A 21,283-nucleotide genomic window follows, 5' to 3' on the forward strand; every position below is an offset into this window, starting at 1 on the left:
GTATCGAGTCCAGATGAAGGGGAAACTGTGACCAACGTTCTTGTTTTCATGACGGATCAGCAGCGTGGTTCAACCATCGACCCGGCGCACCCTGTACGAGCGATCACTCCGCGAATCGACAAGTTTCGAAACACTGGCGTGACTTTTACCCGCGCGTATGCGCCTTCGCCGCACTGTTGCCCGTCGCGAGCGAGTTTCTTCACAAGCCGATATCCGTCCGAACACGGCGTGTGGAACAACGTGAACGTTTCGAATGCCCTCTCAAGAGGACCGCGGGAACAAGTCGCTTTCTGGTCTCAGGACTTCGCTGAAGCGGGCTATCAGCTCGGTTTCTCTGGAAAATGGCACGTAAGTAATTCGCAGTCGCCCGAAGTCTTCGGCTGGGATGAATTGTTCTTGCACCCGCCGATGCCGGCTGCCGCGTCGAGCAAAGAAAGTGAACACACCACCGCAAGAAATGCTGAGTGGGCAGAGCTGAAGAACTCGCTCGCGTCTTCAGACGCGAGCGAGCGAATGCCGGGGGAGATCATCAGACCGGGGTGGCCCCAATACGTGCAGTACGGCGTTGATGAAGCCCCCTTCCGAGACGACGCCGTGACAGATCAGGCCGTGTCGTTCATTGCGGAGAGAGCCGACGGTGAGCGGCCGTGGATGCTGTACGTCGGAACATTGGGTCCCCACGACCCGTACACACCACCGCAACGATTCCTCGACATGTACGACCCTGAAGAAATCACCCTGCCAGCGAGCTTCTTGGATCCGTTGATCGATAAGCCCGCGCTCTATCGTCGAACACGCGACCCGTTCGACCAGCTCTCGCTCGAAGAACACCGAGAGTCCCTGCGGCACTATCTTGCGTTTTGCTCGTACGAGGACTACTTGTTTGGGCGACTTCTTGACGAACTTGAGGCATCAGGTGAGCTAGAAAATACTCTCGTGCTGTATGTGTCCGACCACGGCGACTACACCGGCGAGCACGGGTTGTGGGCAAAGGGGCTTCCCTCCTTCGACGCGGCGTACAACGTGCCCTTGGTGATCGGCGGGGCGAATATTTCGACGCGCGCCGCCGGCACCACCTGTGATGTCCCCGTCAGCCTCGTCGATCTTGGGCCCACCCTGCTAGAGGAATGCGGCGTCACCAGCCGTACCCGACCCTCGGGTTTCTCATTGTCTGCCGCACTGCGCGGACAAGCGCTGAACTTGCCCCGCAATGAACTTGTCTTCCAATCGAACGGAAATGAAGCGTACGGTATCCAGCGCATCGTGATGACAGACAACTGGAAACTTGTGTACAACATGTTCGATGATGATGAGCTCTATGATCGCGTCGCCGATCCTGACGAGATGACAAACCTTCTCGCCCCTACTCCCGGCCGATCACTCGGAGCAGCCCCGAGTGCGCGTATCCCGGCGCACCTACGAACAACCGTGCGGGACCTTTATGAGCGGCTATGGCGGTTTGCCAAAGAGCATGAAGACGACATCATCAACTCGTACATTGTTACCGCATTCGCCCACTTCGGGCCCACGACCACCGCGCAAGCCTAGACGTGCGATTCGGCGTGATCGGGTCTGCTCTAGGCGGCGAGCGCCGCGATCAGATCAGCCGAGGGGCCATGTAGTGGGTGCGGCTCCGCAATGTCGAAGTGATCTGGCCTGGGTCCAGTTCCGAGCGGCTTGTCCTTTCGGCTGACCGCGCCGCCATGTTCAATCACTGCAGGGGCAGGCTCTCTGCGCGCAGCATTGACTCGACATTCCAGCCAATAATTCTCCTCGAGAACACATCGGTGATGAATGTAGCCCACGCGAACCCACGCCACGTCGCGACGGAGGTCACCGCAGCCCCCACAGTCGGCGTGGGCTTGACGCGGTGAACTCTCGACGCACGAGAATCCTTCGGTTGATCTATCGCAGAGCCTGCTCGTGTCGTGAAACCTCGTCTGGAGCGTCTCACCCCGCGGACGCCGGAGGGGCGCATGAGTCGTTCGGTCTGATCGCGGCCGATCACCCATCCCCGTCGTCGTAACAGCGCATGCGTTTTCCATCTCCCATAGACGCCGTACTTTCTGCAGGTAACCGCGCAACTCCGAGTAAGAGAACCTTCACAAGCGATCGACACGTTCAAGCGAGAGATCCACACGCACCACGGTGACATCCACGCAGCAGCAATCGAGGTATTCCTCATGATGGCCGTGAACGGAGAGTGCGCGGAAATGGTCGAATTCTTGAAGATTCCATCTCGCCTGAGTCGAATAATCTGAGCAGGGCTCACACCCGCAGAAGGGTGCCACTACGGTGACGTCATTGGAATTTGCATCATCCGGCGGCATCGGGGGCTTAACCGCGCGCGTTTTCGGCCCCAACGTCGTCTGGCGCGCAGGTACATAATCCGCGCAAGTGTAGTTAGTATTTCTTCCGATCAGGCTCGCGAAAGCAGGGTTCGAGCCGAGCGGGCGCCCTAGCGGCGAGAAGATGCCTTGGGCAGGTACGCCCACACAATCTGCGCAGCGATCAGAATCGCGATAAGAATGGCGCTGACACCCATCAGCCAGATCGACCACCACCAAATTGTCGATACCCACTCGGATGCGGTGCTGCTCCACTCAGAGCGTTGAGCGAGCGCGATAGACGTCGAGGCGAGGACTCCAAGATAGAGCGCAAGGCTGATTCCCAGAACTACAAATCCTCCGATTGTTGCTCGCTTCACAGGGCCAGCGTACCTTCTGAACCCCCGATGAACAAGATGAATTCTCATAATCGCGGTCGTGCTGTTCACGGGCCGAATTTGAGACTTAGAGTCAGCCGAGAGGGCTTCGTAATTTAGGTAAGGCATGCCTATACTGGGATCAATGTTTCCCGAACTTTTCACCCCGCAGATCGCCTGGAATCCCCAGTCGGCTGACCGCGTTTTGCTCGCGGGAGACGAGACCTCGATCGACGCAATCTCGATGATTCTGGCGACATTGCCGGCCCGGTCACGAGGCCAAGTATTCATCGAGGTCGACTCGGCTGATGACATCCAGCCGCTGTCGGCTCCTGGCCGTTTCAGCGTGTGCTGGTTGCTGCGCGAGCGCGGCCAAAGCGTTTCCCGTTCGGTCGACGCGTGGCTCAGCGAAATGCTCCCCGTCAGCGCCTTCGGTGAGAGCACCGTCTACGCGTGGGTTGCCCATCAGGGTCCCGCACGCCTGCTCAGCTCGAACTAGCTCGCGCCCAGCATCCGTCCGCTAATTCTTCGTGCTGCCTTCCGGCGCACGCGAAGACTTCGCGCGCACATAGCCACCGAGCTCAAGCCCCGCCTCAACCTCGAAGCGATTCGTTAGTGGATTCTGCCCGGCCAGAAGATACAGCGGGATAAACCACAACCCGTACTTTCGCCACTGCTCGCGGTGAACAGCCTCATGCTCCAACACGTTATCGCTCGCGTTGTCGCAGGTCAGATACACGGCGCCGATCGTGGTGCCGCCACGACCAAAGGCCCAGCGAGGCACGTGCTCGGCAACGATAACGCCGCCCTGAGAGCGCACCCGCAGCCCACTCAGTACGCCACCCCACAGCAGGCCGGATGCCGTAGCAAACCAGTAACCGGGTCGCGTAACAACGGGGTGCAGCAGCACTCGCTGAGCCCGCGGATTGTGTTCGGCGCGCGCCAGAGCGTGCCCGAGCCGCGTGCCCAGCGTTAGCGCTCGGCTCACGGACGCCCGATCGTTTCGAGCAGTCGAAGCCACACCTCGCTGATCGTGGGGTACGAGGGCACCGCGTGCCACAGTCGCGCGAGGGGAACCTCGCCCACGATGGCGATGGTGGCCGAGTGCAGCAACTCCGCAACATCCTGACCCACAAAAGTCGCGCCGATAATGACCTGACGTTCCCGATCAATCACGAGTCGTGCGTGGCCTTCATAACCGTCGGCTTGCAGGCTCGCGCCGGCAACCCACCCAATGTTGTAGTCGACGACTTGAGCGTCAATGCCCTGCTTCTCGGCGTCGTGAGACATGACGCCCACCGAGGCGACTTCGGGATCGCTAAACGTGACTTGCGGAACAGCGCCGTGGTCGGCGGTCGCAACGTGCGCACCCCAGGGGGCGTCATCCACGGTCTCGCCCTTGGCGCGCGCGGCGATCACATCACCGGCAGCACGCGCTTGGTACTTGCCCTGATGGGTGAGCAGCGCGCGGTGGTTGACGTCACCCACGGCGTAGAGCCAGTCGGTGTCGGGCACGAGCATGGTGTCATCCACCCGGATCCAGTCGCCCGGAGTGAGGCCGACGGTCTCGAGCCCAATGTCATTCGTGCGAGCGGCACGACCGGTAGCAATGAGAACTTCGGATGCCGTAAAAGTGGCATCGTCGGTAGTGATCACGACGCCGTCAGCGGTGCGTTCCACGCTCGTGGGGGAGGCCGCAACGATCGTGACGCCGCGCTCCTTGAGTGCCTTCGCCACCATTTCGCCGGCGAATTCTTCTTGTCCGTGGAGGAGTCCACTGCGGGCAAACAGAGTGACTTCGGCACCGAGGTCGAGGTAGGCGGTGGCCATCTCGACGCCTACAACGCCGCCGCCGATGATGGCGAACGATTCGGGAACAACTTTCACCGAGGTCGCTTCACGCGGGGTCCACGGCTTGGCGTCGATCAGTCCGGGAATGTTGGGAAGCTTCGGGTCGGAGCCGGTCGCGACGACGACGGCATGATTCGCCGTGAGGGTCGTGACGGTTCCGTCGTCAGCAGTGACGGTTACCTTCTTCTCTCCGGCGAGCCGAGCGTGACCGCGCTCAAGCCCGATTCCCGCTTTCTTTACCCACTTCACTTGACCCGCGTCATCCCAGTTGCTCGTAAAGCTGTTGCGGCGCGCGAGGAGCGCTTCGACGTTGATGCCACCGGTGACGGCTTCGGCGGCGCCCGGTAGCTTCTCGACAGCACGCAGAGCGAGACCGCTGCGGATAAGGGCCTTCGACGGCATACAGGCCCAGTACGAGCACTCACCGCCCACAAGTTCGCTCTCGATCAGTACGACGCTAAGCCCGCCCTGAACGGCGCGATCTGCAATGTTTTCACCAACCGCTCCGGCTCCGATGACGATGACATCCCAGTTGTTCTCGGTCATTTCGAACTCCTTCGCGGTGGTGGTGCGCGTGTTGCCGGTATTGGTTGTGCCGGCGGTCCTACTGGCCGATGAACTCGGCAGTAGTGCGCGTCATAAACGCTTCCATGCCAATTCTGGCATCTTTACTCTGAGCGACCGCTACGAGGGCGGGCTGGAGGCCAGCCTCGGCCGCTGCATCGCCCTCGCGAATCGCAAGGTTCGCATTGGCCAGCGCAGCTTGCACCGCGAGCGGAGCCTGGGCCGCAACGCGGTGAGCCAGTTCAAGGCCACGGGCGTACTGCTCGCCGTGGGGCACAACTTCTTGCACCATCCCGATGCGGTGGGCTTCGGCCGCATCGAAGCTGTCGCCGGTGAGAATCCAGCGCATCGCGTTCGACCAGCCCACTTGGCGTGGGAAGCGAATGGTGGCACCACCAAAGGGGAGGATGCCGCGGGAGACTTCGACCTGGCCGAAGACGGTCGAGTCGGCGGCAACCGCAATGTCGCTCGCCAGCAGCAGCTCAATGCCGAGCGTGAGGCACGTGCCCTGCACCGCAATCACGACAGGCTTCGAGAGCTTTTCGCCCGAAACCTGCCACGGGTTGATGCCGCCCTCGGGCACCATGTCGAGTCCGTCCGCACCAATGCGGGGGCCGATGTCGGCAAGGTCGAGGCCGCCAGTGAAGTGGTCGCCGTGAGCAAAAACGAAACCCGCCCGCAGCTCGGGATCGCGCTCAAGCTCGCCGTACGCAAGCGCCAGCTGCTGCAACATCTCCATGTCGGCGGCATTGCGCTTGTCGGTGCGATTAAGTCCGATGAGCAAGACGTGACCGTCTCGCTCCACAGTGATTTTGGGCGTGCTGGTGTTGGCGTCAGTCATGTCTTCAGACTACGACTCACCGACTGTTCTGTCGCCGGATGCTGGCGATAAGCTCATACCCACACCAACTTTTCGGAGGCTCCTGTGTTGCGTTCCGCAATCCTCGTACTTACTCTCGCGTCGACGGCGCTCATCGCCGGCTGCTCGAGCGAGCCTCCGGTAGAAGTCCCCGCGAGTGAGATCGCTGCCACGGCAGCAGGCGCGCTCGAACAATCCACGGGAGAACTGCCCGAAATGGACTGCGGTGACGACAGCATCCCGCTCAAGAACGGCACGAAGCTCGATTGCGTTCTCACCGACACCACGCTCGGTGAAGACTTCGACAGCCGTGTCACCCTCAGTGATGTCGACGGCGCGAACTACTCGGTTTCTGTCGAGGTTTCTGAAGAACCACGCGAATGAGTGTTGGCGCTGCTGAGGGCGCCAATCAATCGCAAAATGGTCGGCAGATCATCCACGGCATGGGCGGCGGATGACGGAGCAAACTCGGTGATGCCCGCTCCTGCAAGCGGGAACTTCGCGAGCACCGCGCGAATGGCCTCGGTGAGCGCGGATGCTTCGAGCCCGAACGGCACGGGGGAGCCGAGCCCAGCCAGCGCGGCAGGATCGAGCACGTCGAGGTCGATGTGCAGGTAGACGCTCTCGGCGCCGGTTGCGGTGATGGCCTCGAGCAACGCTTCCGTTGAAAAGGTGGCAGGGCCCAACATCCGAATGTCGGACTGCGTGATGTATTCGTCTTCGGCCGTGTCGATTGAGCGCACTCCGGCGAGAATGACCCGATCAGCGCGCACCGGATGCTCGGGAACGAGTTCAGCCGGCCCATCACCCAGCAGGGTGCGCAACACCATGCCGGTGAACGCGCCAGACGGGCTGGAGGCCGCAGTGTGCAGGTCGGGGTGCGCGTCAAACCACACCACGGCCGGTTGCTGCGCACTCACATGCTCGATTGCGGCGAGTTCAACGCCACAGTCACCACCAATCGTGAGGTGGGGTGTGTTGTCGGCAGCGAGAGCGTTGCGCGTGCGGTCACGCACGAGCAACAGGGAACTGTAGCGGTGGATGCCCGTGCCCTGGTGGTCGCCCGCCTCAAGCGGGACATCGACGGAGCGAGTCGCTGCGGAGGGAAGATCTCCCCGAATCGACTCGGCTCCGTCGACCAGCTGCATGGCTCGAGAAGAACCCGAACCCTGCCACTGGGGCACGACAACATAAGTGAGTGCCATGGTGTGAACTTTCGTGCGGGCGAACTATTCGCCGGCGGTGAGTGCCTGAGCGCCGCCAGCCTTGAGAGCAGCGAGTCGTGCTTCGACTTCGGTGACCTTGCCGAGGTCTTCGAGACCTTCGAACTGAGCATCGAGGCTGGATGCGGCGAGCTCCTGCTGACCGAGAACCTTGGCTTCTTCGCGACGGATCTTGTCTTCGAAACGACCGAGGTCACTGGTGGGGTCGAGGAGGTCGATTGACTTGAGAGCATCGTGCACCTGCGACTGGGCCTCAACCGTCTTCGAGCGGGCAACGAGCTCATCGCGCTTCGACGTGAGTTCGCTCAGCTTGGCGCGCATTCCGTCGAGGCCGCTCTTGAGCTGGTCAACGACCTGCGTCTGTGCGGCGATCGTGGGGGCAGCAGCGCGAGCTTCGTTCTCGGCAGAAACCTGACGCCCGATAGCGATTTTGGCGAGGTTGTCGAACTTGTCGGCATCAGCGGCATTGCCGGCGGCGCGAAGTTCGTCTCCCTTGACGCTGGCCGCAAGAGCCTTACGGCCCCAATCTGATGCAGCCTCGCGGTCTTCGGCGTGGTCCTGCTCCATGAGGCGCAAGTTGCCGATGGTCTGAGCGACAGCGCTCTCCGCATCCGCAATGGAATTGGTGTAGTCGCGAACCAGCTGGTCGAGCATGAGCTGCGGGTCCTCAGCCTGATCGAGGATTGAATTGATGTTCGCCTTCACCATTTGTGAAATACGACCGAGAATCGACTGCTTTGCCATGCGAAGTGCCTTTCGTGAGTTTTCGAAGAAACCGTACTTAGAATCTACCGCCGCGACTGCGACCGCCACCACCGCGTCCAGAACTTCCACTGGAACGTCTACCCCCGCCACCCGAGAATCCGCCCGAGCGAGAGCCCCCGCCCCACGAACCGCCACTGGACGGGCGTGACGACCGCGATCCGAGGCTGCCGCCGATCAAACCACCGATGATGCCGCCCAAGAGATCGCCGCCGCTGCTGCCAACCGCGCCACCCAGACCGCCAAGCATTCCCGAACCGGAACTGCTCCCCGTCGAGAATTGCGACACCTCACGCTGGGCGAGGTCATAGGCACTTGCCGCCAACTGGTCAGCCTGGCGCGCATGCGTCAACGCCGTCACGGGATCGGATGTCTGCAAAGCCAACGCCTGCTTGAACTGACGGTCTGCTTCGCTGATTCTTGTTCGCGCCGTCGCCCCCACACCGCCACGGCGGGTGGTGATGAACTGCGCTGTGGTCGTAATGCGGGACTGCGCTGCAGCCAAAGCCGCCGACAGCTGTGTCGCGGCGTGGGCGAAGGCAGCCTGCTGATCGCGCACGCCGACGAAGACTGTCTCGAGTGCAGCGTTGGCGTCACCCAGAGTGCTGAGGCTCGCCACCGGGTTATCCGTCGCGGACTGCGCCGTCGCCAGAGCCGCTTCAGCAGCCGCGATCGCCGGCTGCAACGCTCCGGCAGTGGCATCAGTAGGCAGCGCGCGAGCAGCAGCAATATCGCCGGTGGTGTCAGTGATCGTGGCAGAAAGCTGGGTCTCGGCAGACTGGAGTTCTGTCGAAAGGGAATCGACGGCATCCATGAGTTGGATGGCCTGGCCTAGTTCCGCTTGAGCGGTGCGAACACCGACGGCGGCCTCGCTCGGTTTCTGCGCCTCGATGGCAGCGCTGGCGGCGGTGGAATCGGCAACGGCCGAGGCGAGCAAGGCGCGAGCGCGTTCACCATTGTCAGTCACGGCTTCGATAGCAACCGGCGCATAGCGACCTCGGAGCGCTTCGAGTGCGCTCTCGGTTGCGGGCAATCGTTCCGACGCCTTCGCGATCAGCGTGGACGTTTCGGCGAGGGCTGCGGGCGCATTCGTTTCGAGCTTGCGCAGCTCATCGAACGCGGCCGCTTGAGCATCAAGCAAATCGTCTGCCCGCTCACACAGCTCGATGATCTCAATTGTCATCGCCCGCTTCTGCTCAGCAGTCTCAGGCTCACTATCATCGAGCTCCTGACGGAGGCGGAACGCCTGCGCCACCGCAGCGCTCGCCTCTTTCAGCGATGCTGCGAAGTTAGTCGTGGCCGCCGCGCCAAACTGGGCCTCAGCAAAACCGAGCTCTTGCTCGCTTGTCTTGAGAGCGTCATCTAGCTCGACAAGCGCACTTCCGGCCCGGCGGTCGAGTTCCTCTTGCGACACGCTCTCGACGGGGGTGCCCGCAGTTGCACCTGTGCTGCCGCGGCGGCGAACACGGTAAAACACGTAAGCACCAACACCAACCACAGCCGCGCCGCCCACAATCGGCAACACCGAGATGCCGCCACCCGATGACTCGGTCGAGCCGGAATCTGTGCCTGTGTCTGTGCCAGTGCCCGCAGCACTATCGCCCGCGAGCGAATCTGCGCCAGCGATCGCAGCCTGTCCCCAGTTATCGTCGCGCAGTTGCGACTCAATGGCGGCTTCCGCTGCATCCAACTGGGCATCGGTTACGGGAGCGTCGGCGGCAACCGACAGCGCGTACTGGCGCTGCGAGACGGCAACCGCGAGCAGAAGATCATCGTCACCGAGCCCATTAGCTTCTGCCGTGGCATCCGCCCAATCGATGGGAGCGGAGGGGTTAGTGAACTCGTCGACATAGACAACAAAGAGTTGGATGCCGGCCCGGTCATACAACGAATCCAGCGCGTCGTTAACGTCGCCGCTATCGCCCGCAAGCACCCCAGCGGAGTCGATGACATAGGCACCATCGAGGCTCACTGGGTCGTCGGCCAGGGCAGGGCTTGCGGTTAGCAAGGCTAGTGCCGCAGCGAGGGCGAAAATGGTGCCCAATCGTGCCTTCACGGGATGCTCCTTCGTCGACAAAAGTGACACGGCGAGTCTAACGACAGGAACCTTGGGTTATTGCAGAACGATCGGCATCTGTTCGCTGCGCACCTCAGCGGCGGCGCCGTCGGCAGGGTCGGTGGGAACGAACGCGAGTGTGCTGCTGATCGCATACGTGCCAGGGGCAACCATTCCGCCCGTGTCGATGGTGGTGCAGTCGTAGATGGCGATAGCCACGGAGAACTCGATGCTTTGGCCAGGCTGCAAATTCACCGGCATGACCGAGAGAATCTGCGCATCGGGGCTGTGGGAAATCACGATGGAATCGTCGAGGAGATTCACGTCAGGCACCGACGCGGTTGTTCCCTGCACAGGGGCATCCGAGTCGTTGGTCAGTCGTACCGTTCCGAAGGCGCTGCCCGACGCCACGACTGCTGCCGGTAGTTCGAGTTCGAGCGTCAAGCCGAAGGGCGACGCAGACTCCACCGGAATCGTCTCACCACACAGGCCAAAAGCGCGGGAATCATCGGGAGCGGCCTGCGCTGCTCCTGCGTCAGACGAATCCGCGGCCGACTCCGGAGCAGAATCGTCCGCCAACATACTCACCGCGGTATCACTGCTTGAGAACAGCGGAATAATGCTGGCTCCCGTAAAGATCAGTGAACTCACCGCGAGTGCGCTCACCACGCCCACTGCCCACTGGCGCGGCCGACGACGCGACTTACTGCGTGAAATAACAGCGGCCGTATCGATGGCCATGGTTGGCGGTTCGCTCGACGTCAGGTGCGCTCGAAGCTCGTTTTCATCAACCACGGTGACCCCCTACGGTGTCGGTAGCATCGCGATCAAGGCTTACAGCCATGCGGCCGAGGGCATCGCTCAAGTAGCGTTTCACAGCGCCTGAGCTGATATCCAGCGTCGCAGCGATGTCGTCCACCTTGAGGTCTTCGTAGTAACGCAGCACGATGCAGGCGCGCTCGCGGGGGCGCAACTTCATCAGCTGAGACTGCAAATCTAAGCGAGCCTCGGTGTCGGCATCCGCAGATTCGTGGATGTCGGGCTCTACCGTGAGGTGGGCAATCTTGCGCCAGCGGCTGATCTTTCGACCGCGGTCAAGGTAGGTGTTCAGAATCGCTCGACGCACATAGGCTTCGGCGCTGGCGATGCCAAATCCGTTGCGCAGGCGACCGAATGTTTTCACGAGGGCATCGTGCACGAGGTCGGAGGCGTCGTCGCGGTTTCCCGAAATCAGGTACGCGTAGCGCGCGAGTGCTTCGCCGCGCTCTTCGACGAGTTGCGTAACTACGTCTTCCCAGCGGGCAGGGGTGTTTTCGGTCTCAGTCACTGAGCCCCTCCTCGCCGTCGTCTCTATTGTGGCCGAGGAATGGCCAATAGTTAGTGCAATTGTGGTCACACTAGTAAAGACGAACGGCGAGGCGGTTTCGTTGGTTAGCTCTGGAGACGCGTTTTCAGGTGCTCAAGTTGGCGAGAAACTGCGGCAGGAACCCGGCCGTCGAAGGTGGCAAAGAACTCTTCGGTGGCTTCGGCTTCGGCCATCCACGAGTCGTTATCGATCGCAAAAAGCTGTTCCATGGTGTCATCGGCGAGTTCAAGACCATCGATGTTGAGATCGCCTTCACGCGGCATCAACCCGAGGGCGCTTTCGCGGGCGGCAACCGTGCCGTCAACACGGTTGAGAATCCATTCGAGCACGCGCGAGTTTTCGCCAAATCCTGGCCACAAGAAGGAGCCGTCGGCACCTTTGCGGAACCAGTTGACTTGGAAAATGCGCGGCACCGTGCCGGATCCGCGGAGATCCTGGCCGACCGAGAGCCAGTGGGCCCAATGGTCTGCCATGTTGTATCCACAGAACGGCATCATGGCGAACGGATCTCTCCGTAGTTCGCCAATGGTGCCTTCGGCAGCCGCCGTCCGCTCAGATGAGATAGTGGCGCCCAGGTAGACGCCATGCTCCCAATCTCGTGCCTCCACCACTAGCGGCACGTTGGTCGCGCGGCGACCGCCGAAGATTATGGCGTCGATAACGACGCCCTGTGGCGATTCCCAGTCATCTGCGATGCTGGGACATTGTGCTGCTGCCACAGTAAAACGTGAGTTCGGGTGAGCCGACGGGGTGCCAGATTCTGGCGTCCAGTCGTTACCCTGCCAATCGATAAGGTGCTCGGGCACTTCATCGCTCATGCCTTCCCACCACACGTCGCCGTTATCTTTCAGGCCAACGTTGGTGAAAACGGTGTTGCCCCAGATGGTGTCCATCGCGGTTTCGTTGGTGGCGTAGCCGGTGCCCGGTGCCACTCCAAAGAAGCCGGCTTCAGGGTTGATGGCGCGCAGGCGGCCGTCAGCTCCCTTGCCGAGCCACGCGATGTCGTCGCCAATCGTCTCGGCCTTCCAACCGGGGATGGTCGGCTTGAGCATGGCCAGGTTGGTCTTGCCACAGGCGCTGGGAAATGCTGCCGCGATGTGGAACACACGACCGCGGGGGTTGGTGAGCTTGAGGAGCAGCATGTGCTCAGCAAGCCAGCCCTCTTCGCGAGCGATTACCGAAGCGATGCGCAGTGCGAATGACTTTTTCGCGAGAATCGCGTTGCCGCCGTACGCGGAACCGAACGACCAGATTTCGCGAGTCTCGGGGAAGTGGCTGATGTACTTGGTCTGGTTGCAGGGCCACGGCACATCGGTGTCTCCGGCAGCCAGTGGTGCTCCGACACTATGGATGGCGCGCACCCATTCAGTGGAGTCATCGATCGACTGGAGTACGGCGGTTCCCATCCGCGTCATGATGCCCATGCTCATGACGACGTACGGGGAGTCCGTTACCTGCACGCCGATCTTGGCGAGTGGGGAACCGAGCGGTCCCATCGAGAACGGAACAACGTACATCCGACGACCGCGCATGCTGCCGGCGAAGAGGCCGTCAAGCGTGTTGCGCATTTCTGCAGGCTCTGCCCAGTTATTCGAGGGGCCAGCATCTGCTTCTTCGGCAGAGCAAATGAAGGTTCGCGCTTCGACGCGGGCGACATCGCTCGGATCGCTGCGGGCGAGGTAGCTGTGGGGACGGTACTCGTCGTTGAGGCGGGTGAGCGTTCCGGCAGCAACCATTTCGGTCGCGAGCTCGTCTGCTTCCTCTGCGCTGCCGTTGCACCAGACAATATCGTCGGGCTGTGTGAGGGCGGCGATCTGTTCCACCCACGTCATAACACTCTGGTTTGTTCCGTCGGGTGCGGAGAAGTGCGTTCTTGTCATCTCGGCGATGCTCATTTCTACCTTCCGCTGAAGAGTTGTAGTGCTGAAAAAACTGTTGTTATTCGATGATGACGCACTTTTGCTCCCCACGTTGGCGAATCGAGTGGTAAGAATCATTATTCTTTAGTTATAGTGAACGTGTGAATGATCTTGTGACTCTCGGGCAACGCATCCGACATTTCCGCACGACCGCCGGCATGACCCTCGATCAGTTGGGAGACAAGGTCGGTGTGGCTGGTAGCCAGCTCTCGCTGATGGAGAACGGGCGACGAGAACCCCGACTCACTCTTTTGTCGGCCATTGCGGCCGCCACGGACATCCAACTGGCTGATCTCTTGGAGGAGTCGCCGCCCACCAAGCGCGCTGCCCTCGAAATTGAGCTGGATCGCTTGCAACGCAGCACTATCTACGCCTCGCTGGGGTTGCCCAAGATTCGCCCATCAAAAGGCATTCCCGATGAGACGCTTGAAGCCATCGTTGGCCTCCACCACGAACTTTCGACGCGGTCGCGCAAAGCGATTGCCACGCCTGAAGAGGCCCGTCGTGCCAACACCGAGTTGCGGATCCGCATGCGTGCCCTCGACAACTACTTGCCTGAGCTTGAAAAAGAAGCAGAAAAGTTGACGATTGCCGGAAACCACACCTCGGGCGCCCTGACTCACCGGGCCGTGAGCCTGATGGCAGAATCGCTCGGCTTCGAGCTCGTGCATGTGCACGACCTGCCGCATTCAGCACGCTCGGTTACTGACCTCAAGCACGGACGCATCTACTTGCCTCCGGCATCTATTCCTGGCGGTCACGGCTTGCGCTCCATGGCGCTTCAAGCGATGGCGCACCGCGTTCTTGGGCACACCGAACCCACCAGTTACGCCGAGTTCTTGCACCAGCGTCTCGAAATTAACTACTTTGCGGCGGCAGTGCTCATGCCCCTCAAGCAGTCCGTTGCATTCTTGGGTGAAGCCAAGACGAATCGCAATATCGCTGTTGAAGACTTCCGGGACGCCTTCGGCGTCACCCATGAAGCAGCAGCGCTGCGCTTCACCAACTTGGCAACCTCGCACCTCGATCTCGAAACGCACTTCTTGCGCGTCGGCGACGATGGGGCTGTCTACAAGGCTTACGAAAATGATGGTCTGCGGCTGCCCGTTGACGTCACCGGTTCAGCGGAGGGCCAGTTTGTGTGCCGCAATTGGAGCGCGCGAACAGCGTTCACGCGCACCAACCGCACGACAGAGTTCTACCAATACACCGACACCCCAGAGGGCAGCTTCTTCGAGTCAACCCAAACGGGAACGACGGATGCCGAAGAGTTCTCCATCACCATCGGGGTGCCCTTCGCGCACTCGAAATGGTTCCGCGGCCGCGCGACCGACGTTCGCAAGTCGTCAACCTGCCCTGATGAGAGCTGCTGTCGCAAACCCGAAGACGAGTTGCGCGATCGCTGGTCAGGTAACGCGTGGTCGAGCGCCAAACTTCACGCCCACATTCTCTCGCCGCTGCCCTCGGGAACCTTCCCGGGAGTGGATGATCGCGAGCTCTACGAATTCTTGGAGTTGCACGCGAGCGACGCGCGGTAACGGCGTATCGCGTGGCCGGATCATCTCGCGGTTAGCAGTCGCAGGAGATCGCCGCTACGGGGGCGGTGAGCGGATCCTTTTCGCGGATGACGGGGCCGGTACTGCTCTCTACGGGGAAGCCTTCGCGCGCCCAGTACTCGAAACCGCCGATCATTTCGCGCACTTCGTAGCCGAGCTTCGCGAACTCCAGCGCGGCTTTCGTGCCACCGTTGCAGCCGGGGCCCCAGCAGTAGACGACGACAGGCATGTCGTGGGGGATCTCGGCGTCGGCGCGAGCGCTGATGGTGGCGGTCGGCATATGCACGGCACCTACCGCGTGACCCTGGTCCCACGCAGCGTCGCCGCGCGAGTCGATGAGCACGAAGCGGTCATTGGCCTCGAGCGCTGCCCCGACATCCGAGGGATCAGTTTCGTAGTCGAGCTTGCCCGAAAAGTGGGCAACTCGGTCTGCGGCGGTAGCGGGAGGCGTCATGCCTACAGGCTAGCGGCGCAGCGTCGGTGCGGTGGGGTAGTTTCGGTTCGACGCAGAACCCATTAGATGAAGGAGCACCCCGCTATATGGCGAAGAAAGCAGCGACGGCAGCTCCGATCATTGATGCGTTGCGTTTAGAGAATCTCGTCGACGGTGAAGCGACGTTGCTGCGCGCCCACGAAAGCTATGACGGGCAACGGTTCACGGCATCCGATGTCAGCGAAGATGACCTTTCAGGGATTTCGTTCACGGAGTGCGAACTGATCGAGCTCGAGGCCAACGAGACCAACTTTCGAGCAGCCACTTTTGTGGAGACGCGATTCGAAAAACTGAACGCCGCCATTTTCTCGGCCCCGCGCTCGAACCTTCGTGACGTGAGTATCGAGGGCTCCCGGCTGGGGTCGGCGGAATTCTATGAGTCAACGTGGAGATCGATCCGTTTCGTGCACTGCCGCATCGGATACCTCAATCTGCGCGGCGCCCACCTGCAAGATGTGTTATTCGACGACTGTCTGATCGACGAGCTCGACCTCGGCGGCGCTACGGCAAACCGTGTCGCGTTCACGAACACGCAGGTGAACACTCTCGACCTCACCCGCGCCAAGCTCACTAACGTCGACTTGCGGTCGCTCGAATTGCGCCACGTCACGGGGGTCGAACATCTCAAGGGCGCGACGATTAACTCTTACCAACTGGCAGAACTCGCACCGGCCCTCGCCGCGCACCTCGGGATCGTGCTCGAAGACTAAGTCGGCTTAGCAACCGCCGCTAGTGGTCGAGCAGCAGACGCCCGTCTCGGGCAGCATCAGGTTCACTCGGCCGGCACTCGCCACGTCGCCAGCGATAGCGGCAACCACCGAGCGCACCTGCTCGTAGCCGGTGGCCATCAGGAAGGTCGGCGCGCGACCGTAGCTCTTCATGCCGACGATATAGACGTTCTTTTCGGGATGCGCGAGCACGCTCGCTCCGTGCGGCTCCACGGTGCCGCAGCTGTGCACATTCGGATCGATGAGGGGCGCCAGCGTCACGGGAGCTTCGAGCACTGGGTCGAGGCTGAGGTGCAGTTCCCGCAGGATCGCCAGATCGGGGCGGAAGCCAGTGGCGGCGGCGAGAGCATCCACCGTCACTGATTGCTCGCCGTCGGGATTGCGGCTTGTGACGGTGAGGCGGCCATCGGGCTGCGGGGTGAGCTCGGTGACGGTGAAATCGGTCAGGAGCGAGATCGCACCAGATTCGACGGCAGCTTTGAGGCGAGTGCCGAGGGCGCCGCGGCCGGGTAGTTCATCGGCGCTGCCGCCACCATAGAGCCGACGGGCCGAGCGGCCGCGAATCGCCCACGTGATTTGGGTACCGGGCTCAGTGTCGCGCAGTTCGGCGAGAGCGAGCAGGGTGTTGGCGGCGGAGTGCCCCATGCCAATTACGAGGGTGTGCTTGCCCGCGAAGCGAGCCCGATCGGTGCCGAGAACATCGGGAAGCGGGCCGGCAAGCCAAGAAGCGCTGTCGGTTTCGCCTGTTGCCGGGAGCCCGGACGCACCAATGGGGTTGTTGTGGCCCCAGGTTCCCGAGGCATCAATGATGGCCGAGGCGAGGATGTCGTACACGCCATTGGGGGAATCAATGCGCACCAGGAGCGGCCGGCGCTCGCGGCCAACCGTCTTGGTTGAGTCAATGCTCTGGCGCGACATCCCGATCACGCGGCTGTTGTAGCGGATGAGCGGTGCCAACTCGGCGGTAGCAGCGAGCGGAATTAGGTAGTCCCGCACGAGTTCGGCGCCGGTGGGCAGGGTTTCGGCGTCGGGGGAGACCCAGTCCGTTTTTTCGAGAAGTGCACGCCCGCTGGGGTCGATGTTGTATTTCCACGAGGAGAAGAGGGAGACGTGCCCCCATGCGCTAATGGCCGCACCGGCATGGTCGCCGGCTTCGAGCACTACGGCATCGATACCTCGCTGAGCGAGGTTGGCGGCAGCAGCGAGCCCAATCGGGCCGGCTCCGATGACCACGACGGGGAGCGGGCTGGAGGGGGAAGGTGCGATGGTCATTGCTCTCCTTGATGATGTTCGTCATAGCGTTACTAGCGCTCACTCACAATAACAGTACTTACTGTTGATAACAAAGAAATCAGGTAAGGTGAGGGTATGAGCGAACGTGTCGATCTTCTGATGATTCAGAAGCCCACCTGGTCGGCAACGGCCGAGCGGGCCCAGAGCCTGGCGCCGCTCCTGCGCGCCCTCGGCGATCCCAACCGGCTGCAGCTCGTGCTGCTCCTCACCGAACGCGCCCACACGGTGCGCGAACTGACGGATGCCACCGGCCTGAGCCAAACGCTCGTGAGCCACCACTTGGCGCCGCTGCGCGAGAACGGTCTCGTCACGGTGACGCCTCGCGGTCGCTCCAACGTGTACGAACTCTGCTGCGAAGCCTTCGCCGAGCCTGTCAAGATGCTCGCGTCTGTCGCGACGAGCACCGATGCTGGCGCTGAGGCCTGCTGTGTCGTCGCGAATTAGCTCCCGCGCTAGAAAGCAAAACAGCCGCACAAAGTGTGCGGCGTTGAGCTGATAACAGTGCCCCCGGAGGGAATCGAACCCCCGACCTACGGTACCGGAAACCGGCGCTCTATCCCCTGAGCTACGAAGGCAAGGGCTCCATCTTAGCAAGCAATTGCCACCCACTATTAGCACGCTGTGGGGATGACCAGTTCAGCTTCTCGTGACAGTATCGGAGGATGCTGCGCACTGTGTCATCCCACCAAGAACTCGACCTTCGGGGTCGCACCGAAATGGTCTTCAGTATTGCGGTCTCCGCTTACTGGCCTAAGGCATCCGAGTCCATCGATTTTGTGTTGGATGGTGAGCCCCAGCAGCCAACAGAGTTGGTCGATGCGCGCGGAACCCGACTGCATTCGCTCACTGCTGGCCCGGGGCGTCTCGTCGTGGACTACGCCGCGACCGTGGAGGAAACTCCCGAACCTGCGCCGGTCAACGAGATCGACCTGATCGAGTTTTTGCGACCGAGTCGCTATTGCGAGTCCGATGTTCTGCTTCCGAGCGCTCGTTCGTTGTTCCCGAGCCAGACCGGTCACGAGTTGCTTCAGGCAGTGCGTGATTGGGTCGGCGCGAATATGCGGTACACGCCAGGTATCTCATTGGCGACCGATGGGGCAGCCCATTCGATGTTGGCGCGCCAGGGTGTTTGCCGGGACTACGCGCACCTCACGATTTCGATGCTGCGTGCCAAAGATGTGCCGGCGCGGTATACCTCGGTGTACGCGCCCGGGCTGAGCCCCATGGACTTCCATGCCGTAGCCGAGGCGTATGTCGACGGCGCGTGGTGGATCGTTGATTCCACCGGGCTTGCTCCGCGTCAGTCTCTTGTGCGCATCGCTACGGGCCGGGATGCAGCCGATACGGCCTTCCTCACCAATCACTGGGCTGATTTGTTCTTGCAGAATCTTTCGATCACGGTGACGGCAGATACGCTGCCCGCCGACGATCATCGGTCGCCGGTGCAGCTTCCCTAACTGTCCGTGCCTTGTGGGTGCAACAACTGCCCGCGTCGCCGCCGAGCGTTGTGCGTCGAACCGGCGGGTGTTACTTCAGTGCGGCAGTGACATCCGCAACCAGGGCGGTCGCATTGCTGGCACGCGAGAACAGCGGCGAGCTGATGGTCACCCAATACGGGCCGGTGAAGACTTGAGCTGTTCCTGTGCCGCCTTGGGACGAAAAGTAGCCAGCGTAGCTATCGGTGCTTGCGCCAGCGTTTGCCTTGAGTGTGCTGATCGCGCTGGGGGCTGGTTGCGCGACTGAGACATCGATAGTGGTTCCGCTGGTTCCGTTCTCCCAGCGGCAGGCGGTGCCCTGCGAACCAACTGCCGCTGCTGCGGTTGACCCGGCGGCGGGGGTGAAGTTGCTCAGCAACACATAGTTGGGGTTGAAGTCGTACATTTCCTGGGGCGTGATGAGCGCTGAGCAGGCAATGTCTACAGGGGTGGCTTCAGGAGCGGGTGCCGAAGTTGGTTCAACCGGGGTCGTTGGGGCGCTTGTGGGGTCTGAGCCACTCGTCGATGTAGCGGTTGGCGTTGCGGTGCTCGACGGCACGGTACTGGTGGGGGAGGCGCTCGGCACTGATTCGGTCGGAACACATGCGCTCAAGAGAAGAACGGATGCGCTCAGTGCGATCACTGCAGGAATAATGCGAAGTCGAGAAGCCATAGTTCCATTCTGCTGACCCGCAGCGCTGACGAAGTGCAGTGACCCGGCATTGTCGCGAACTGCGCCAGATCCGCAGTCGTCACCCAGTACTCTTAAGAGGTGAATCCTGCTGACCTTTCTGCCACCTTGCTCTCTGTCGTCTCCCGCATTGCGGCTGACCGCGGCACGCCCGATCTGGGCCTGACTGTGAACGATCTGGTGCTGGAGCGTCCGCGCAACCGCGATCATGGCGACTGGGCATCCAACATCGCTATGAAGCTGGCGAAGCCGTTGGGGGCGAACCCTCGTGAACTTGCGACAGAAATCGCTGAGCAGGCGCGCGCTATCGATGGAATTGCTTCGGTGGATGTTGCAGGCCCCGGCTTCATCAACATCACCCTGGATGCCGCTGCCGCTGGTGCGCTCGCGAAGACAATCGTTGAGCAGGGCGAGGCCTACGGTCGCAATGATTCCCTCGCGGGTCAGACCATCAACTTGGAGTTCGTTTCGGCCAACCCCACGGGCCCGCTGCACATCGGCCACACGCGGTGGGCGGCTCTCGGCGATTCGCTTGCCCGCATCCTGAAAGCTGCCGGTGCAGAGCTGGTGAGCGAGTTCTACATCAATGACGCCGGAAACCAGATGGACAACTTTGGGGCGTCAATTCTCGCGTCGGCGAAGGGTGAGCCCACTCCGGAGAACGGCTACCCGGGCGCTTATGTTGCCGAGCTCGCTCAGCGCGTGCTCGCCTCGAACCCCGAAATTCTCGAACTCGACCACGACGAGGCGATCGCTGTTGCGCGCGAGCGGGGCTATGAGCTTCAGCTCGGCGAAATTAAGAAGTCGCTCGCCGCGTTCAACGTGCACTTCGACGTCTGGTTTAGTGAGCGCGAGCTTCATGCTGTCAACGCCGACGGCAAGAGTGCGATCGATACTGCCGTCGAGCGTTTGCGTGCCCAGGGCCATGTCGCCGACATCGACGATGCCGTGTGGGTCAAGACCACCGATTTCGGCGATGACAAAGACCGCGTTATCAAGCGCGGCAACGGCATTTATACCTACTTTGCAGCCGATGCGGCCTACTACTTGAGCAAGGGCGACCGTGGCTTCGCCCACAAGATCTACTTGCTCGGTGCAGACCACCACGGCTATGTCCACCGCCTCAAGGCGCTCGCGGGTGCTGCCGGTGACGACCCCAACAAAGACATTGAGGTGCTCATTGGGCAGCTCGTGAGTATCAATGGTGCTCGCCTTTCGAAGCGTGCCGGCAACATCATCGAACTCGACGACTTGCGTGAATGGCTCGGAACAGATGCGCTGCGCTACTCGCTCGGTCGCTACCCCTCCGATTCGCCGCTCAGCCTCGACCCCGAGATTCTGCAAAAGCGCACGAACGATAACCCCGTCTTCTACGTGCAGTACGCTCACGCGCGCACTCACAGCGTTGCTCGCAACGCGGGGGAGTCGGGAGTGGATCGCAGCGTCTTCGATGCTTCGCTTCTCACGAACGAATCTGAGAGCATCCTGCTTGGAGTGCTTGCTGAGTTCCCGCGCATCGTCGCTCAGGCGGCGGAGTTGCGTGAACCGCACCGCATCGCGCGCTTCGCGGAAGAGCTCGCGGGCAGCTATCACCGGTGGTACGACCAGTGCCGGGTCACTCCCTTGAACGATGAAGAGGTCACCGACGTTCACCGCACCCGACTCTGGGTCAACGACGCTGTCGGTCAGGTTCTGCGCAACAGCCTTTGGATGCTCGGGGTCGGTGCACCCGAGCGGATGTAG

22 protein-coding genes and 1 tRNA gene are annotated in these 21,283 nt (G+C 61.6%); 8 read left to right on the plus strand and 15 right to left on the minus strand.

Features of this window, described 5'->3' with window-relative positions; translation table 11 throughout:
• The first annotated feature begins 27 nt into the window (after window positions 1–27).
• Complete coding sequence (locus tag I6E74_RS13305; RefSeq protein ID WP_197126507.1) at window positions 28–1,548, plus strand: sulfatase-like hydrolase/transferase; 1,521 nt, start codon at window positions 28–30, stop codon at window positions 1,546–1,548.
• Between the two features lie 163 nt (window positions 1,549–1,711).
• Here the strand turns inward: I6E74_RS13305 and I6E74_RS14840 are convergent, their stop codons facing one another.
• Window positions 1,712–2,185, minus strand: coding sequence for an IS3 family transposase (locus I6E74_RS14840; protein ID WP_374221072.1), 474 nt, complete (start codon window positions 2,183–2,185; stop codon window positions 1,712–1,714).
• Between the two features lie 273 nt (window positions 2,186–2,458).
• Window positions 2,459–2,707, minus strand: coding sequence for a hypothetical protein (locus tag I6E74_RS13315; protein WP_197126511.1), 249 nt, complete (start codon window positions 2,705–2,707; stop codon window positions 2,459–2,461).
• 142 nt (window positions 2,708–2,849) lie between these two features.
• Here I6E74_RS13315 and I6E74_RS13320 point away from each other — a divergent pair, with 142 nt between their 5' ends.
• Window positions 2,850–3,203: a siderophore-interacting protein gene (locus tag I6E74_RS13320; RefSeq protein ID WP_197126513.1), complete on the plus strand. Its 354-nt coding sequence runs from the start codon at window positions 2,850–2,852 to the stop codon at window positions 3,201–3,203.
• Between the two features lie 21 nt (window positions 3,204–3,224).
• On the opposite strand, the gene I6E74_RS13325 is transcribed toward I6E74_RS13320, so the two are convergent.
• From I6E74_RS13325 to I6E74_RS13335, 3 genes are read right to left on the minus strand one after another with little or no spacing between them, the layout of a single operon-like run.
• Window positions 3,225–3,692 carry a hypothetical protein gene (locus I6E74_RS13325; RefSeq protein ID WP_307784483.1) on the minus strand — a complete coding sequence of 156 codons (468 nt, stop codon included), beginning with the start codon at window positions 3,690–3,692 and terminating at the stop codon, window positions 3,225–3,227.
• On the minus strand, window positions 3,689–5,101 hold the full coding sequence (locus I6E74_RS13330; protein WP_197126515.1) for an NAD(P)/FAD-dependent oxidoreductase: 1,413 nt from the start codon (window positions 5,099–5,101) through the stop codon (window positions 3,689–3,691). Before I6E74_RS13330 ends, I6E74_RS13325 begins: the two co-directional genes overlap by 4 nt.
• Before the next feature lie 58 nt (window positions 5,102–5,159).
• Entirely contained in the window at window positions 5,160–5,960 is an 801-nt protein-coding gene (locus tag I6E74_RS13335) for a crotonase/enoyl-CoA hydratase family protein (RefSeq protein ID WP_197126517.1), read from the minus strand.
• 84 nt (window positions 5,961–6,044) lie between these two features.
• Between I6E74_RS13335 and I6E74_RS13340 the strand changes: the two genes are divergently transcribed.
• Entirely contained in the window at window positions 6,045–6,362 is a 318-nt protein-coding gene (locus I6E74_RS13340; RefSeq protein WP_197110676.1) for a DUF4333 domain-containing protein, read from the plus strand.
• Here I6E74_RS13340 and I6E74_RS13345 read toward each other — a convergent pair.
• From I6E74_RS13345 to I6E74_RS13370, 6 genes are all read right to left on the minus strand, one after another.
• Window positions 6,320–7,183 (minus strand): arginase family protein, encoded by an 864-nt coding sequence (locus tag I6E74_RS13345; RefSeq protein WP_197126519.1) that lies wholly within the window; start codon window positions 7,181–7,183, stop codon window positions 6,320–6,322. The two genes, I6E74_RS13340 and I6E74_RS13345, sit on opposite strands and share 43 nt — an antisense overlap.
• A gap of 24 nt (window positions 7,184–7,207) precedes the next feature.
• Window positions 7,208–7,945, minus strand: coding sequence for a PspA/IM30 family protein (locus I6E74_RS13350; RefSeq protein WP_197126522.1), 738 nt, complete (start codon window positions 7,943–7,945; stop codon window positions 7,208–7,210).
• 37 nt (window positions 7,946–7,982) lie between these two features.
• The gene (locus I6E74_RS13355; RefSeq protein ID WP_197126531.1) at window positions 7,983–10,019 is read right to left on the minus strand and encodes a TPM domain-containing protein; all 2,037 of its coding nucleotides are present in this window, start codon (window positions 10,017–10,019) and stop codon (window positions 7,983–7,985) included.
• A gap of 57 nt (window positions 10,020–10,076) precedes the next feature.
• Complete coding sequence (locus I6E74_RS13360; RefSeq protein ID WP_197126533.1) at window positions 10,077–10,814, minus strand: hypothetical protein; 738 nt, start codon at window positions 10,812–10,814, stop codon at window positions 10,077–10,079.
• Entirely contained in the window at window positions 10,807–11,346 is a 540-nt protein-coding gene (locus I6E74_RS13365; protein ID WP_197126535.1) for a sigma-70 family RNA polymerase sigma factor, read from the minus strand. Before I6E74_RS13365 ends, I6E74_RS13360 begins: the two co-directional genes overlap by 8 nt.
• Window positions 11,347–11,450: 104 nt before the next feature.
• Window positions 11,451–13,265, minus strand: a complete 1,815-nt coding sequence (locus tag I6E74_RS13370) for a phosphoenolpyruvate carboxykinase (GTP) (protein ID WP_231605071.1) — start codon at window positions 13,263–13,265, stop codon at window positions 11,451–11,453.
• A gap of 140 nt (window positions 13,266–13,405) precedes the next feature.
• On the opposite strand from I6E74_RS13370, the gene I6E74_RS13375 reads away from it, so the two are divergent.
• Complete coding sequence (locus I6E74_RS13375) at window positions 13,406–14,842, plus strand: helix-turn-helix domain-containing protein (RefSeq protein WP_197126539.1); 1,437 nt, start codon at window positions 13,406–13,408, stop codon at window positions 14,840–14,842.
• Between the two features lie 31 nt (window positions 14,843–14,873).
• Here I6E74_RS13375 and I6E74_RS13380 read toward each other — a convergent pair whose 3' ends face one another.
• Entirely contained in the window at window positions 14,874–15,314 is a 441-nt protein-coding gene (locus I6E74_RS13380) for a rhodanese-like domain-containing protein (protein WP_197126541.1), read from the minus strand.
• A gap of 86 nt (window positions 15,315–15,400) precedes the next feature.
• Between I6E74_RS13380 and I6E74_RS13385 the strand changes: the two genes are divergently transcribed.
• Window positions 15,401–16,063: a pentapeptide repeat-containing protein gene (locus I6E74_RS13385; RefSeq protein WP_197126543.1), complete on the plus strand. Its 663-nt coding sequence runs from the start codon at window positions 15,401–15,403 to the stop codon at window positions 16,061–16,063.
• 6 nt (window positions 16,064–16,069) lie between these two features.
• Here I6E74_RS13385 and I6E74_RS13390 read toward each other — a convergent pair whose 3' ends face one another.
• Window positions 16,070–17,353: an FAD-dependent oxidoreductase gene (locus tag I6E74_RS13390; protein ID WP_197126545.1), complete on the minus strand. Its 1,284-nt coding sequence runs from the start codon at window positions 17,351–17,353 to the stop codon at window positions 16,070–16,072.
• Window positions 17,354–17,449: 96 nt separating this feature from the next.
• On the opposite strand from I6E74_RS13390, the gene I6E74_RS13395 reads away from it, so the two are divergent.
• Window positions 17,450–17,818, plus strand: a complete 369-nt coding sequence (locus I6E74_RS13395) for a helix-turn-helix transcriptional regulator (protein ID WP_197126547.1) — start codon at window positions 17,450–17,452, stop codon at window positions 17,816–17,818.
• A gap of 58 nt (window positions 17,819–17,876) precedes the next feature.
• On the opposite strand, the gene I6E74_RS13400 is transcribed toward I6E74_RS13395, so the two are convergent.
• A tRNA-Arg gene (locus I6E74_RS13400) sits at window positions 17,877–17,949 on the minus strand.
• An 87-nt stretch (window positions 17,950–18,036) separates the two neighbouring features.
• Here I6E74_RS13400 and I6E74_RS13405 point away from each other — a divergent pair.
• A complete protein-coding gene (locus I6E74_RS13405; RefSeq protein WP_197126549.1) occupies window positions 18,037–18,831 on the plus strand; it encodes a transglutaminase family protein in 795 nt (264 codons plus the stop codon).
• A gap of 70 nt (window positions 18,832–18,901) precedes the next feature.
• On the opposite strand, the gene I6E74_RS13410 is transcribed toward I6E74_RS13405, so the two are convergent.
• The gene (locus tag I6E74_RS13410; RefSeq protein ID WP_197126551.1) at window positions 18,902–19,522 is read right to left on the minus strand and encodes an arginyl-tRNA synthetase; all 621 of its coding nucleotides are present in this window, start codon (window positions 19,520–19,522) and stop codon (window positions 18,902–18,904) included.
• Window positions 19,523–19,621: 99 nt separating this feature from the next.
• On the opposite strand from I6E74_RS13410, the gene argS reads away from it, so the two are divergent.
• Complete coding sequence (gene argS, locus I6E74_RS13415; protein ID WP_197126553.1) at window positions 19,622–21,283, plus strand: arginine--tRNA ligase; 1,662 nt, start codon at window positions 19,622–19,624, stop codon at window positions 21,281–21,283.

The sequence above is a fragment of the Salinibacterium sp. SWN139 genome (assembly GCF_015864625.1).
Lineage (GTDB): Bacteria > Actinomycetota > Actinomycetes > Actinomycetales > Microbacteriaceae > Rhodoglobus.